This window comes from Streptomyces sp. NPDC111606 (assembly GCF_055656945.1).
On sequence record NZ_JBVKBY010000018.1, the window covers coordinates 75,422 to 89,004 of the forward strand.

Annotated in this window: 12 protein-coding genes and 2 pseudogenes; 8 read left to right on the plus strand and 6 right to left on the minus strand. The window is 69.9% G+C overall.

Features of this window, described 5'->3' with window-relative positions; all coding sequences use genetic code 11:
- Window positions 1-44 precede the first annotated feature (44 nt).
- The 3 genes from ACZ7M7_RS41645 (at window position 45) to ACZ7M7_RS41655 (ending at window position 3,757) form a co-directional block, all read left to right on the plus strand.
- The gene (locus ACZ7M7_RS41645) at window positions 45-1,091 is read left to right on the plus strand and encodes an iron ABC transporter substrate-binding protein (RefSeq protein ID WP_472126460.1); all 1,047 of its coding nucleotides are present in this window, start codon (window positions 45-47) and stop codon (window positions 1,089-1,091) included.
- Window positions 1,092-1,175: 84 nt separating this feature from the next.
- A complete protein-coding gene (locus ACZ7M7_RS41650) occupies window positions 1,176-2,708 on the plus strand; it encodes an ABC transporter permease (RefSeq protein ID WP_472126463.1) in 1,533 nt (510 codons plus the stop codon).
- Window positions 2,705-3,757 (plus strand): ABC transporter ATP-binding protein, encoded by a 1,053-nt coding sequence (locus ACZ7M7_RS41655; RefSeq protein ID WP_472126466.1) that lies wholly within the window; start codon window positions 2,705-2,707, stop codon window positions 3,755-3,757. Before ACZ7M7_RS41650 ends, ACZ7M7_RS41655 begins: the two co-directional genes overlap by 4 nt.
- A gap of 145 nt (window positions 3,758-3,902) precedes the next feature.
- On the opposite strand, the pseudogene ACZ7M7_RS41660 reads toward ACZ7M7_RS41655, so the two are convergent.
- Window positions 3,903-4,505, minus strand: a pseudogene (locus ACZ7M7_RS41660) (CBS domain-containing protein); the annotation flags it as partial.
- On the opposite strand from ACZ7M7_RS41660, the pseudogene ACZ7M7_RS41665 reads away from it, so the two are divergent.
- Window positions 4,496-4,612, plus strand: a pseudogene (locus ACZ7M7_RS41665) (NmrA family transcriptional regulator); the annotation flags it as partial. The pseudogenes ACZ7M7_RS41660 and ACZ7M7_RS41665 sit on opposite strands and share 10 nt — an antisense overlap.
- A gap of 825 nt (window positions 4,613-5,437) precedes the next feature.
- Here the strand turns inward: ACZ7M7_RS41665 and ACZ7M7_RS41670 are convergent.
- The 3 genes from ACZ7M7_RS41670 to ACZ7M7_RS41680 all read right to left on the minus strand — a co-directional run bounded on the left by ACZ7M7_RS41670 (window position 5,438) and on the right by ACZ7M7_RS41680 (window position 7,012).
- A complete protein-coding gene (locus tag ACZ7M7_RS41670; protein WP_472126468.1) occupies window positions 5,438-5,866 on the minus strand; it encodes a hypothetical protein in 429 nt (142 codons plus the stop codon).
- Window positions 5,863-6,123, minus strand: a complete 261-nt coding sequence (locus ACZ7M7_RS41675; protein WP_472126471.1) for a hypothetical protein — start codon at window positions 6,121-6,123, stop codon at window positions 5,863-5,865. The genes ACZ7M7_RS41670 and ACZ7M7_RS41675 overlap by 4 nt, the downstream gene beginning before the upstream one ends.
- 148 nt (window positions 6,124-6,271) lie before the next feature.
- A complete protein-coding gene (locus ACZ7M7_RS41680) occupies window positions 6,272-7,012 on the minus strand; it encodes a type 1 glutamine amidotransferase domain-containing protein (RefSeq protein ID WP_383483725.1) in 741 nt (246 codons plus the stop codon).
- A 112-nt stretch (window positions 7,013-7,124) separates the two neighbouring features.
- On the opposite strand from ACZ7M7_RS41680, the gene ACZ7M7_RS41685 reads away from it, so the two are divergent.
- The 4 genes from ACZ7M7_RS41685 to ACZ7M7_RS41700 all read left to right on the plus strand — a co-directional run bounded on the left by ACZ7M7_RS41685 (window position 7,125) and on the right by ACZ7M7_RS41700 (window position 11,597).
- Entirely contained in the window at window positions 7,125-8,252 is a 1,128-nt protein-coding gene (locus ACZ7M7_RS41685; RefSeq protein WP_472126474.1) for an FAD-dependent oxidoreductase, read from the plus strand.
- Between the two features lie 987 nt (window positions 8,253-9,239).
- Window positions 9,240-9,665: a GntR family transcriptional regulator gene (locus ACZ7M7_RS41690; protein WP_472126508.1), complete on the plus strand. Its 426-nt coding sequence runs from the start codon at window positions 9,240-9,242 to the stop codon at window positions 9,663-9,665.
- Window positions 9,658-10,593 carry an ABC transporter ATP-binding protein gene (locus tag ACZ7M7_RS41695; protein WP_472126477.1) on the plus strand — a complete coding sequence of 312 codons (936 nt, stop codon included), beginning with the start codon at window positions 9,658-9,660 and terminating at the stop codon, window positions 10,591-10,593. Before ACZ7M7_RS41690 ends, ACZ7M7_RS41695 begins: the two co-directional genes overlap by 8 nt.
- Window positions 10,590-11,597: an ABC transporter gene (locus ACZ7M7_RS41700; protein ID WP_472126480.1), complete on the plus strand. Its 1,008-nt coding sequence runs from the start codon at window positions 10,590-10,592 to the stop codon at window positions 11,595-11,597. The genes ACZ7M7_RS41695 and ACZ7M7_RS41700 overlap by 4 nt, the downstream gene beginning before the upstream one ends.
- Before the next feature lie 504 nt (window positions 11,598-12,101).
- On the opposite strand, the gene ACZ7M7_RS41705 is transcribed toward ACZ7M7_RS41700, so the two are convergent.
- Together ACZ7M7_RS41705 and ACZ7M7_RS41710 are read right to left on the minus strand one after the other, a co-directional pair.
- On the minus strand, window positions 12,102-12,884 hold the full coding sequence (locus ACZ7M7_RS41705) for a cupin domain-containing protein (RefSeq protein WP_472126483.1): 783 nt from the start codon (window positions 12,882-12,884) through the stop codon (window positions 12,102-12,104).
- 108 nt (window positions 12,885-12,992) lie between these two features.
- On the minus strand, window positions 12,993-13,583 hold a 591-nt coding region (locus ACZ7M7_RS41710), incomplete at its 5' end, for a sulfurtransferase (RefSeq protein ID WP_472126486.1).

The following is a 13,583-nucleotide window of genomic DNA, read 5'->3' on the forward strand; positions in this document are numbered from 1 at the left end:
TCGCCCCTTGCTTCGAAGGCGAGCCCCGTAGGAAGGCACACACCATGCGACGCCCCTCGGTTCGCCGGATCACCGCGCTGCTCACGGCAGGTCTGTTGCTCCCCGCCCTCGCGGCGTGCGGCGCCGACGACAAGGACAGCGGGGGCGAGGGCGGCGACTCCGGCCTCGTCATCTACTCCGGCCGCAACGAGAAGCTGGTCAAGCCGATCCTCGACAAGTTGGAGAAGGCCGTCGGCACCAAGGTCGAAGTGCGCTACGGCGAAAGCGCGGAACTGGCCGCGCAGATCCTGGAGGAGGGCGACGGCACCAAGGCCGGGCTGTTCTTCTCCCAGGACGCCGGCGCGCTGGGCGCCCTGTCCAGGGAGGGCATGCTCCAGGAGCTGCCGTCGGCCACGCTCGACAAGGTAGACAAGGCGTACCGCGGTTCGGGCGGCGACTGGGTCGGTCTGTCCGGGCGCGTCCGCGTGATCGCCTACAACCCCGACGAGGTCACCGAGGACAAGGTCCCGGACAGCGTCTTCGACGTCGTGAAGCCGGAGTGGAAGGGCAAGGTCGGCTTCGCGCCGACCAATGCCTCCTTCCAGGCTTTCGTGACCGGCATGCGCGTCCTGAAGGGCGACGACGTCACCCGCAAGTGGCTGGAGGACCTCAAGGCGAACGGCGCCAAGACGTACACCAACAACCTCGCCACCCTGGACGCCGTCGAGGCCGGAGAGGTCGAACTCGGCCTGGTCAACCACTACTACTGGTACGAGCGGGTCGCCGAGAAGGGCGAGGACAAGGTCAACTCCAAGCTGCACTTCCTGCCCGGCCAGGACCCCGGCGCGCTGATCAACGTCGCCGGCGCCGGCATCCTCAAGGACAGCGGACAGAGCGCGACCGCCCAGAAGGCGGTGGACTATCTGCTGTCGAAGGAGGCGCAGACCTACTTCGCGGACACGACGAAGGAGTACCCGCTGGCCGCGGGCGTCACCAGCAAGGTGGAGGACCTGCCCGCGTTCGACTCGCTCAAGTCCCCCGACATCGACCTCGGCAAGCTCGAGTCCCTCCAGGAGACGCTGGCCATGCTCCAGGACGTCGGACTGGTCTGACCCACCGTGCCCACACCGCCGACCACTTCGCGCCCGACCGGAGCCCCCGCCCCGGCCGGGCGCCAGGGCGTACCCGCCCGCGCGGTGCCGCGTTCACTCAGGGCGCCGGGCAGCACCAGGCCGCCCCTGGTCCTGCTCGTCCCCGCCTGCGTCGCGGCCCTCTTCGCCCTGCTGCCCCTCGGCTACCTTGCCGTCCGCGCCCTGGAACGCGGCCCGGCCTTCGCCTGGGACGTCGTCGCCGACGAGCGCACGCTCGACCTGCTCGGCCGCAGCCTCGGCCTGACCGCCGTGGTCGTGGGGGCGTGTCTGGTGCTGGGTGTCTCGCTGGCCTGGCTGACCGTGCGCACCGCGCTGCCCGGGGCCCGCGCCTGGTCGGTGCTGGCCACGCTGCCGCTGGCCGTGCCGAGTTATGTGGCCGCGTTCGCCTGGCTGTCGGCCGAGCCGGACCTCGCCGGGTTCGGGGGCGCCGCACTCGCCCTGACCCTGGTCAGCTTCCCGTACGTCCATCTGCCCGTCGCCGCCGCCCTGCGGGGCATCGACCCGGCGCAGGAGGAGGCGGCCCGCTCCCTCGGACACGGCCCGCTGCGGACCTTCGTCCGCGTCACCCTCCCACAGCTGCGACCGGCGGCCGCGGGCGGTGCACTGCTCGTCGCGCTCTATGTGCTCTCCGACTTCGGCGCGGTCTCACTGATGCGCTACGACACCTTCACCCGGGCCATCCACACCTCCTACCGGGCCTCCTTCGACCGCACCCCGGCCGCCGCGCTCAGCGTCGTCCTGGTCGTCATGACGATCGCGCTCGTCGCCGCCGAAGCCCGCACCCGAGGCCGGGCCGGGCACGCCAGGACCGGAACGGGCGCCGCCCGCCCGGCCGTTCCGGTCGCCCTCGGCCGGTGGCGGCTGCCCGCCCTGCTGTGGTGCGGGGCGGTGACGGCCGTCGCCGTCGCCTTCCCGCTGGGCACCCTCGGCTACTGGCTGACCGCCGGCAGCTCGGCCACCTGGGACCTGGGCACGCTCGCGGACACTGCCTGGGCCACCTTCGCGGTCGCGGCGGCGGGCGCGGGCCTCACCACGGCCCTCGCACTGCCGGTCGGCGTGATCGCCGCCCGGCACAAGGGCCGCGGCGCACGACTGCTGGAGCAGGCGGCGTACGCCGGCCACGCGCTGCCCGGCATCACGGTCGCCCTCGCGCTGGTCTTCTTCGCCGTGCGCTACGCCTACCCGCTGTACCAGCAACTCCCGCTGCTGGTCTGCGCCTACGCGGTCCTCTTTCTGCCCGTCGCGGTCGCCGCCACCCGCGCCGCCGTGCTCCAGGCACCACCCGTCCTGGAAGACGTGGCCCGCTCACTCGGGCGCAGGCCCTGGCAGGTGCTGCGCGAGGTCACCGTGCCGTTGGCCGCCCCCGGCGTGGCCGCCGGCGCCGCGCTCACCTTCGTGGTCTGCATGAAGGAATTGCCCGCCACCCTCCTCCTGCGCCCCACCGGCATGGACACCCTCGCCACCCGACTGTGGACCGAGACCGGCGCCGGATCCTTCGCGGCCGCCGCCCCGTACGCCGCCGTGCTGATTCTGCTGGCCGCCGTCCCCTCCTACCTCCTAGGCAGGCACCGGACATGAACGACACGAACGCACTTCACGTCGAAGGGCTCACCAAGTCCTACGGAGTCGGAGAGCCGGTCCTGCGTGGTCTCGAACTCACCGTCCCCGCTGGCGCGTTGGCGGCGGTCCTCGGTCCCTCCGGCTGCGGTAAGACCACCATGCTGCGAGTAGTCGCCGGGTTCCTGCACGCCGACGCGGGCACCGTCCGGCTCGGCGACCGGCTTCTGAGCGGGCCCGGCGTCCACCTCCCGCCGGAGCGGCGCCGTATCGGCATCGTGCCCCAGGAAGGCGCCCTCTTCCCGCACTTGAGCGTGGCACGCAACGTTGCCTTCGGGCTGACCGGCGTCGACCGGGCCGAACGGCGGCGCACCACCGAGGAGATGCTCGAACTCGTCGGCCTCGCCGGCTACGGCGACCGCATGCCGCACGAGCTGTCCGGCGGCCAGCAACAGCGCATCGCCCTGGCCCGCGCCCTCGCCCCACGCCCCGGGCTCGTGCTCCTCGACGAGCCGTTCAACGCCCTCGACAGCGCGCTGCGGGCGGGAGTGCGAGCGGACGTACGGTCCGCGCTGCGGGCGACCGGCGCCACGGCGGTCCTCGTCACCCACGACCAGCAGGAGGCCCTGTCCACCGCCGACCTGGTCGCCGTCGTACGAGACGGCCGGGTCGCCCAATGCGCCACTCCACAGGACCTCTACGGCCACCCCGCCGACCCCTGGATCGCCGACTTCGTCGGCGACGCCGTGCTACTCCCCGGCACTGTTGAAGGAGACCGCACTGCCCTTACCGCCTTGGGTCCCGTACCCCTCGCCACCCCACCCAACGGTCGGCACGTTGGAACGGTCCTGCTCCGCCCGGAACAGCTCCGCCTCACCGCCGCGGACTCCGAGGGCTCGGTCAGAGGCACGGTCACCGACGTCTGCTATTACGGCCACGACGCCATGGTCACCGTGGACGTCGAAGGCCACGACATCCCTGTCGGCATCCGCGTCGCGGGCCCGCTCCCTGTCCGCCCAGGGGAGGAGACGGGCATCCGCGTCGAGGGCGAGGCGGGCCTTCATCCGTAGCAGCGGTCCTCCGTTTTCGCCTACCGCGAGGTCGGCGAGCTACGGGTACCTGACCCGCAGGTCGATGGTCTTGATGCCCGGGGCGAGGTGGAAGTACTGCCCGTAGAGATCCAGGTTCGCTCAACCCCTCCGCACTCCGCGGCGATCAGACCACCCACGGCTGCAGATAGCGTGCGAGGAGGTCGTCCAGGCTCACCATGCCCGTGATGCCGCCGGTGTCGTCGTGTACGACCGCCAACGAAGCTCGGTTGCGGCGGAGGAGGTCGATCGCGTCGGCGACGGTGGTGGTCGCCGTCAGCCCGGGCACCGGACGCGCCAGGTCGCGGGCGCTGGTGTTGCGTCTCCGGGCGCGGGCGACCAGGGCGTCGCGGGCGTGGACGGAGCCGATGACGGCATCGCCGTCCCGGACGAGCAGGCGGGTGCGGTTACTTTCGGAGGCGATACGCAGGATGTCGTCGATGCTCGCCGCGCCGTCCACCGAGGTGATCTCCGCAGTCGGCACCTGGAAGCCACCGACCGGGGTCTCGGACTCGGTCAGCGAGCGGGTGATCAGGTCCGAGTCGGTCTCGCTGATCAGGCCCAATCGCTCGGACTCCTCCACGAGATGCGTGAGTTGCTCGCGGTTGTGGACCGAGGTCAGCTCGTCGCGCGGGGTGACCCGGCACAGTCGCACGAGGGCGTTGCTCATCTTGTTGAGGAGCGAGATCAGCGGTCGTACCGCCTTGACCACCGCCCGGAAGAGCGGGGCTGGTGGTGGCCGTCGCCGACATCGCCGCGACGGCGGCCGGGCTGCTGCTGGACCGTTCCTGGACCGGCGTCGGCAGTGTCCCGGTGCTCGGCCCGCAGGACCTGTCGTGAGGGAGGCTCCTGGCCCTGGTGGGATCCGGAGAACATGACATGACTGACTTTCATGAGACGGGCAGTGCGGGTGCCTAAACTGAGTTCGGCCCTTTAGGGTGACGATCGTGGGGTGAGGGAGACGCCCGTGGGGCGGCGTTCACTCCGGCTCGACCCGGACGAGGTGTGCGCCAGTTCGATTCCCCTTGAGGGCAGGTCTATCGCCGCCCTTGCCCGCGAACACGGGGTCAGCCGGGGCGCCATCCGCACGGCCGTCGCCGACCTCATGCCGCCGACCTCATGCCCGAGCACACCGCCGGCCACGAGGACGCCCCGGCCCCGGAACTGCCGGTCACTCTCGACATGCCGGGCAAGGTCGCCGAGTTCCTTCGCGCGGTCGAGCTGAAGCCCGCCGAGCGGGCCGCTCGACCAGGGCGTGACCGTACGGCGCGGCCAAGGGCTACACACACTGCGCGTGAGCGCCGCGTCCTCGGTCCACCGCCAACTCCTCGCCCGTTGCCAGCCCCCCGACGGTGCCCCGGGCGCCCCGGCGATCTCGGCACAGCGCAAGGCCCGCCGCGAGTACGAAAACCGCGTCAACGCCCTCGGGACCCCCCTGACGGCTACTTTGCGGCGGGTGTGTCAGCCAGGACACCGGGGCACAAACGGTACGCCCCCGCCGCCCGACCACTGACGTGCTCAAGATCAACATCTGGCGGCTTCTGGGCTCACCTCGGCGACACCCCCGCCCCATCCGCGACGAAATCGAACGCCGCGTGCGTGGCCTTCTCGACGACCTCGGTGTCCGCGTACGGCACTGACCGTCCCGCGCTAGTAGCGGAGTCAGGCCACCCGCTGACGGCCGACGAGGGAGAGCCAGTTGGTGGACGGAGGCAAGGTGTGGTGAGGCATCCGAGTACGCGGAGCCAATGCGTCAGCGGCCCAGCCTTCGGCGGCCTCCAGCGCGGCAGGGGAGGTCTGCTCGTAGGCGATGGCTACCCACACCCGGTGGAAGACGGCACTCATCCACGGCTCGACCAGGTGCTTCCTGATCCGCCCAGTCACCCCCTGGTCACCAGCCGCCATACCGAGCCAGACGATGCGGCCCTGGACACGGTCGGCGCCCCGACCTGGGCGGGCAGGGCGCTCGATCTCGGGGCGCAGCTTCTGCACGTACTGCACGAGGGTGGGCTGCTGGGCGGGAGGGTGGGCAGGGGCGGTGCTGCGGTCACTGCGCTTGTTGGCGACGCGCTCGGCAAGGTTGGTGCTCACGCTGCGGCAGGCTCCTTGGGCACAACGAGGCGTCGGGAATGGTGGGCCCGGTACTCGTCGGGGCCACGCCGTCGGCTCTCCTGCTCGGCGGCGAGGCGCTTTGTATCGAGCGCTTCGACGCGGTGCGTGTGGATGGCGGCGAGCTCGGGGTGCGCGACGGCGAACCGTTTCGTCGACAGCGGGCCGTTCTGCTTCCACGTGAACGCGACGGCGCCCTGCGTCTTGACGATCTCGGCCTCGCCGGCAATCGCCTTCAACCGGTTGCCGACCTTGCGTAGTTCGTCGGTCGTGCGTCGCTCTCCGCCCTTCTGCGCATCATTGGTTCATGGGGGCTCTGGTGGGGATTGCACTGCTCGGCGTGCCCGTGTAGGCAGGCAGTTGGGATGGCCACATCGGCCGCGCGGGCTACGCCAGCATGGCGGTGAAGCGCCGGGCGAAGAGGTAGGCGTCGCCGGGCCAGCGGGCGGAAAGGTAGTTGCCGTCCTGGACGACGAAGGCCGGGGTGTCGTCCGAGGCCGTACCGCGTCGGCGCATCTCCACTGGCCCGCGCTCGAAGCGATCGGGGTCGTCGAGCGCGGCGACCACCTCGTCCTGGACGTACGCCGGATAGGTCCGGTAATAGCGTCCGCGCCGCCATGCAGTGAGGTAATAGGCGCTGCGCTCCATGTACTTGGGCAGACACGTCGTGCGTCGGCCGGCGATGACGCTGCGGCCGGTCTCCGGGTCGATGGTGCGGGCGAGCACGAGGACGCCGTGGCAGATGGCGCCGACCGGTCGGCCTGTTGCCCAGAATCGGGCGACTTTCGCCTGCAGGACGCGGGAGCCGAGGTACTGCCGCATACCAGGCGCGTGCCCGCCGGGCAGGAGCAGGCCGTCGTACTCCTCCGGTTCCACAGCGTCCCAGGCGAGCGGAGCCCGGAAGCCGGCCTCGCCGGTCAGTTCACGGTAGAACTCCTTCGGCTCCGGCTCCGCGCCGAGCTGCCCGAAGACCACACCGCTCAGCAGCAGTGGGTCCGCCTGCGGCGAGGAGCCGCCGTACTCCGTTGCAAACACCACGTCGTGCCCGGCGCCACGCAACATCCGCCAGGGGACCGCCACCTCGGTGACGTCGAAGTCTCGGTCGGGCAGCGGGAGAAGAATACGCATGCCGGGTGCTTATCACACCGCGGGCCCATCTCCGAGGCCCATGGCCGTGAACCCAGCTGATGAGCAGGTCGTAGTGCAGTGCGTACCTCTGGAAAGCAAACGGGAGATCTGCATGCCGAATCACCTTGACGTCCTCGTGGTCGGAGCCGGTATCGCCGGCCTAGCGACCGCCGTCGCCCTGGAGCGCGAGGGCATGTCCGTCGACGTCATCGAGCGTTCCTCCGAGAGCCGCAGCGGTGGGGCCGGGCTCTTCCTGCCTGGGAACAGCGTCCGCGCGCTGACCGCACTGGGGGTGGGCAAGCATCTCAGCGAATTGGGAGCGTCCGTGCCTGGCCAGCGGCTGATGGACCGGCGGGGCAGGGTGCTGGCCGATATTGATATGGCCGAACTGTGGAGGGGAACCGCCGGCTGTGTCGGTATCACCCGAGGCGACCTCCATGCCGCCCTGCAGGAGGTGGTGCCGGTGCCCGTCCGCCACGGGGTCGCCGTGGACTCGTTCAGGTATTCCGACGACGGTATGCACGACGACGGTGTGCACGTGGACTTCAGCGACGGCGGGAGCGGCCGGTATGACGTGGTCGTAGGAGCGGACGGCATACGGTCGGGCCTGCGGGAGTCGGTCGATCCGGCGGCCGGGACCCGCTACCTCGGGCAGGTCTGCTGGCGTTTCCTCGCCGACGCCCCCGACATCGACCGGTGGACCGTGTGGCTGGGCCCGGGGACGGCCTTTCTGGCCTACCCGGTTGGCGGGGGCCGGGTGTGCTGCTACGCCGACGTGACGGCGCCCGCCTCCGAGCACCCGCCCAAGGCTTCCAAAGACCTCTTCCGGCATTTCGCCGGCTATGACCGGCGTGTACGGGACCTGCTGGCCACACCCGCCGCTCAAAACGCGTACGTCTCACCGGTGGCGGAGGTCATTTGCCAGACGTGGGCGCGAGGACGCGTCGTGCTCGTCGGGGACGCGGCCCACGCCAGTTCGCCCAACATGGCCCAGGGCGTCGCCATGGCGGTGGAGGACGCCCAGGTTCTCGCCGAGGTGCTGGCCGAGGGCGGCAACACCGAGGGCCTTCTCCGGCAGTTCGTCCAGCGCAGGCTCCCCCGTACCCGGTGGGTGCAGCGGCAGACCCACCGGCGGGACCGGACCAGGTCCATGCCCACCGCCCTGCGCAACATGGCGTTCCGCTACGGCGCCAACGCCTTGTACGAGCGCGGATACGCCCCGCTGCGCGACCTGCCCTGACGGCAACCGGCAGCCCCGTACACCAGGTTGATGCAGGTCGGGAGACGGCGGGCGGGGGACGGAGTGGTGGCCCAAGGCATTGCGCTCGGTCGGCACCGCCCACGCACGCTACCGGGCCGCGAATACCACCGCGATCGCTGCCAGTGGTGGGCCGCCGCGAGGGTGGCACGTCGATCGGCAGGAACAGGGGTACAGGGGGCGGGAGAACCCGGAGCGACAGCGGGTCGTAGTGGACAGAGAGGCCGATCAGGTGCCGCCCCCCTGGCTGATCAGGTCCTCTCGTCGCTTCCCGTCTCACCGTGCGACTGCTCTTCACCGCCCACCACATGCCCACAAGGCCCACCGCGACCCGGGACCGGGAGTCCCGGTCGGCGATGTCGGGCACACGCTCGTGTGTACGGCCGGTATGTCCGGCGGCTTCCCGCTCTCAGAGGAAGCGGGAACTTCCTCGGCCATCAGGAGACGTACGCCGCGGTTCGCGGCCGTGGCCTCCAGGGTGATGCGTCCCAGGAAGGACGCTCGAGGATGATCTCGATCGCCCTTCTCGCCAGTGACCCGGTCACTGGGGAGGGAGCCGCCTCCTGCCTGCAGAGACAGCGGGGAATGACGCTGCTGCCTCAGAAGGAGCACGAGCGGGCGGACGTGGTTCTGATGCTGACGATGGACGTCGTCGCCGAGGAGACGATGCTCCTGATGGAGGCGGTCGCCGCGCGCTCGGTCAAACCGGGTATGGGAATTGTGCTGGTCACCGGAAGCATCGCCGAATGCCAGGTGGTGAGAGCCGTGCAGTTCGGCCTGCGCAGCGTGATCTGGCGACAGGATGCCGGTTTCGACAGCATCGCCAAGACCGTGCCAAGCGTGGCCGACGGATGCGGCGTCCTGCCCGCTTCGGTCCAGGGCTGGCTGATCGACCACATCGGGGCGGTCCGAGCTGGCGTTGACAATCATCGCATCCCTCCACCAGTATTCCACTACTTGATTAGTGGAATGGTGGTGATGATCTTGGAGTTCCGTATCGACAGGCGCAGCGGGGTCCCCGCCTTCCAGCAGATCGTCCAGCAGACCAAGCAGGCCCTTCGGCTGAACATCCTGGTGCCGGGAGACCGCCTGCCGACCGCCAAGGAAGTCTCCGAGACATGCGCGGTCAACCCGAACACCACGCTCAAGGCATACCGGGAGCTGGAACGCGAGGGCCTGGTCGAACCACGGCCGGGCCTCGGCACCTTCGTCACCCGGACGCTGGCTCGCCCCCAGGCAGGCACGGATTCCCCGCTGTATGACGAGCTGCTGGCGTGGATGGCACGGGCGCGCGAGGCGGGCCTGGAACGGGAGGACGTGGCCGCACTGGTCACGTCGGCCACGGAGCAGCAGTACGACGGAATGATGACTGAGGCAAGGAGCGTAAATGAGTAACGGTACGTACGCCGATCCGCCGGCGCTGGAGGCGGTCGCACTGGGCAAGCGGTACCGGCGGGGTTGGGCTCTGCGGGACTGCTCGTTCCGGCTGCCGGCCGGGCGGATCTGCGGGCTGGTCGGGCCCAACGGGGCCGGCAAGACCACTCTGTTGGGGATCGCCACGAACGTGCTGGAGCCGACGGAGGGCACGCTGAGCGTGTTCGGCGCGGCCCCGGGGTCGGCGGAAGCCGGCCTGCGCACCGCATTTCTCGCCCAGGAGAAGCCCCTGTTCCGGCGCTTCACGGTCGCGGAAAACCTGCGCCTGGGACGGGAGTTGAACGCGGGCTGGGACCAGAGCGCCGCCGAGGCCATCGTCCGCGCGGGCAACGTCCCCCTGAACGCCAAGGTCGGCACCCTCTCCGGCGGCCAGCGCACCCGCGTCGCCTTCGCCCTCGCCTTCGGTAAGCGCCCCGACCTGCTGCTGCTCGACGAGCCGATGTCCGACCTCGACCCGGTCGTGCGCCACGAACTCATGGGTACGCTCATGGCCGAGGCCGCCGAGCGCGGCACCACCGTGCTGATGTCCACGCATGCACTGGCCGAACTGGAGAACGTATGCGACTACCTCGTCGCGGTCACGGAGGGCGGTTTGTGTCTCGCCGGTGACGTGGACGAACTGCTGTACGCCCACACCCGGGTCACCGGCGCCCGCGACGGCGAGGGCCTGCCGGCGGGTCTCGAGAACCACACCGTCATCGAATTCCGCACCAGCGGGCGGCAGTTCGTCGCGCTCATACGTCCCGACGGACCGGTCGTCGGGCCCTGGGACACCGACAGCCCGAACATGGAAGAACTCTTGCTTGCGTATCTGCGCTCATCCGGGGCGCCACCCTTGATCACCCCCACCGCCGAGGTCCGGACCGGCCCGCGGGCGGTGGCAGCATGAGCACTCTCACCGGCACCCCGACCACCACCACGGCCGACCGAACCCGGCGCCCCCGGCTGAGCGGCATGACCTGGCTCGTCTGGCGCCAGCACCGGGCCACCTACTGGATCCTGCTGGGCGCCGCCGTACTCCTGGCGGCGTGGATCACGTACCAGCACACACAGATGATGGACTTCCTGCACGCCAACGGCTGGCCCGGCAAGGACATCAACAGCATTGGCCCGAAGTTCGATCCGTACGCCCAGGCGTTCCAGCGGGTCTCCTACGTCCTGGGCATGATCCCCGTCGTGTTCGGTGTCTTCGTTGGCGCCCCGCTACTGGCGGGCGACCTGGAACACGGGACCGCCAAGCTCGTCGCCACCCAGTCCGGAGGCCGCTCCCGCTGGCTGGCCACCAAGCTCGGTGTGACCGCGCTGGTCGTCGTGGTGACCACGGCGGCGCTGTCCATCACCTTCAGCCGGTGGTGGAACCCGGTGAAGGCCCAGAACACGGTCGCCTTCTGGGCCGAGGGCAGCGCCTTCGACAACACGGGCCCCGTAACTGCCGCGCTCAGCCTCTTCACCGTGGTCGGTGGCGTGGCGATCGGCCTCGTGCTCCGCCGCACCCTCGCGGCCATGGTGGTCACCTTCGGATTCGCCGTCCTCGTCCAGCTCGTCTGGGGCTACTTCCGGCTGAGCCTCGGCGACGTGGTCACCGTCACCACCGACAAGGGCGTCGTCGCGGAGAACTCGTTCCCCGAACTGCCCGAGGGCGCCTACCAGATCGACAGCTTCTACATCACTGGCAGCGGCGACCTCCTCGGCTGGAGCACTTGCCGTTCGGAGAGCACCGAGCAGGCGCAGGAGCTCTGCCTGAAGCAGGCCGACGTTGTCGGCTGGTCGGTGGACTATCTCCCGATCTCCCAGATGACCGGCATGCAGTGGCTGGGTGCGTCGATCCTGCTGGCCTTGACGGCCGCCGTGACGGTGTTCCTGTTCGCCTGGGGACGCAAGCGCCTCGTGTGACGGCCGACCAGGTCAGGTCAGGCTTGTCCTTGTCGCACCTCACTGCCGGACACGAAACGGGGCAGACTGGGACGACGGCGCACTGCCCGCGGCTTACCAGTCCAGCCGCAGTTCACTATCGCCGCTGGGCAGAGGCCTGCCCTGAGGTGCACTCGGCTGATGCCCTGTCAGGTGCCTGGAGTTTCGTGGCCTCAAGTGCGGCGCTCTTCAGTGACAAGATCACGGCCATCATCGAGGGCGAAATTCCAGGCTGACGAGCCGAGACACGTCCAGCAGTGCTGCAACGGCCGGGACGTCGCGGTGCCACGCCTGAGAGAGGGCCGTGTTTGCCCTCTGCTGAGGGTCCCCCGCTGGGTAATGGGCGTCATGCTCGAGCCACCTGCGTCCCGTCGGCCACCGGGCGTGGCACCTGGGCTCTCAAGCCCACTCGATGTCCGGTAGTCCGCCCCGCGCGCCAGGATCCCCTGAGGTGGACACGCCAGGCCAGCGTGTTGCGGAATCTCTTCAACCGCATGCTCGGACAGCTCTACCACTGCCTGCAGCACACCGGGCGGCGAAGCTCGCCCGGCCCATGCCTACCTGGGCGCCGAGCGCGGAGACGGTCCATGGACGGCCGGCCTGCTGGTGCATCAGCAGCAGCACTCGGCTGATGCGCGGGTCGTTGAGGGCCCCCAGCCAGCCCGGCAGCGACGCCTGGTCCGGTGCGTCCGCCGCGATGACGGCTCGCAGCGCCTGGATGAAGAGGATCTCGGTGAGCCGGTCCGACATCACGGAGGTGCCCGCGCGCACGGCGCTCACCTCGTCGAGGAACACCCCGAGCAGCGGCTGGATGGCCTGTGCGTGGGGCGTTGCGGCGCGGATGTGGACCAGGGGCGGCAGGCCGCCGAGCAGCAGTGCGACGGTGGTGTCCAGGAAGTCGACGCTGCCGCCGACGATGAGTGTCCGCTCCTGGGCTTCGGATTCGAGGTTGTGCCCGAGCCGCACAATGCGGCTGTCGGCCGCCCGGTAGAGGTCCTCGGCACTGCGGTACGGCGTTCCTCGGTCACTGGCGACAGTGAAGGACTCCCGCGCAGCAACGGGGAAGCAGTCGCCCGCCCGAAGGCGTACCGGCTCGGCGTTGTCCACGCCGAGCCAGCAGCCTCCGTCGAGTACGGCACCGATCTTGATGTGTTCGTGGAGTTCGAAGCGGAGTGCCCAACTGCCCCGTGCCTCGAGCCCGGACAGTGATCCGGCCCTGATGTGCAACGAGGCGAGGACATCGGACAGCGGGTCAGCCGATAGTGTCATGCCGCGCAAGGTAGCGGAGTGCTCGACCAGGTCGGGCGTCCGGGCCGCCAGCCCTCGCTGCATACATGTCGTAATCCTGTAGAGGTCGAGAAGGGTCGGTCGGGTTGGTTACTTGTTGGAGCCGAGCTCGATCGGGACGCCGACGAGGGAGCCGTACTCGGTCCAGGAGCCGTCGTAGTTCTTGACGTTCTCCACGCCGAGCAGCTCGTGCAGGACGAACCAGGTCAGCGCGGAGCGCTCACCGATGCGGCAGTAGGCGATGGTGTCCTTCGCCAGGTCGACCTGCTCGTCGGCGTAGAGCTCCTTGAGCTCGTCGTCAGACTTGAAGGTGCCGTCGTCGTTGGCGTTCTTCGACCACGGGATGTTGCGGGCGGACGGGACGTGGCCCGGACGCTGGGACTGCTCCTGCGGCAGGTGGGCCGGGGCGAGCAGCTTGCCCGAGAACTCGTCGGGCGAGCGGACGTCGACCAGGTTCTGCGAGCCGATGGCCGCGACGACGTCGTCGCGGAAGGCGCGGATGGCGGTGTTCTGCGGCTTGGCCTGGTAGGCGGTCTCGGCGCGCTCCGGGACCTCCTCGACCAGCTCACGGGCGTCCAGCTCCCATTTCTTGCGGCCGCCGTCGAGGAGCTTGACGTTGTCGTGGCCGTAGAGCTTGAAGTACCAGTAGGCGTACGACGCGAACCAGTTGTTGTTGCCGCC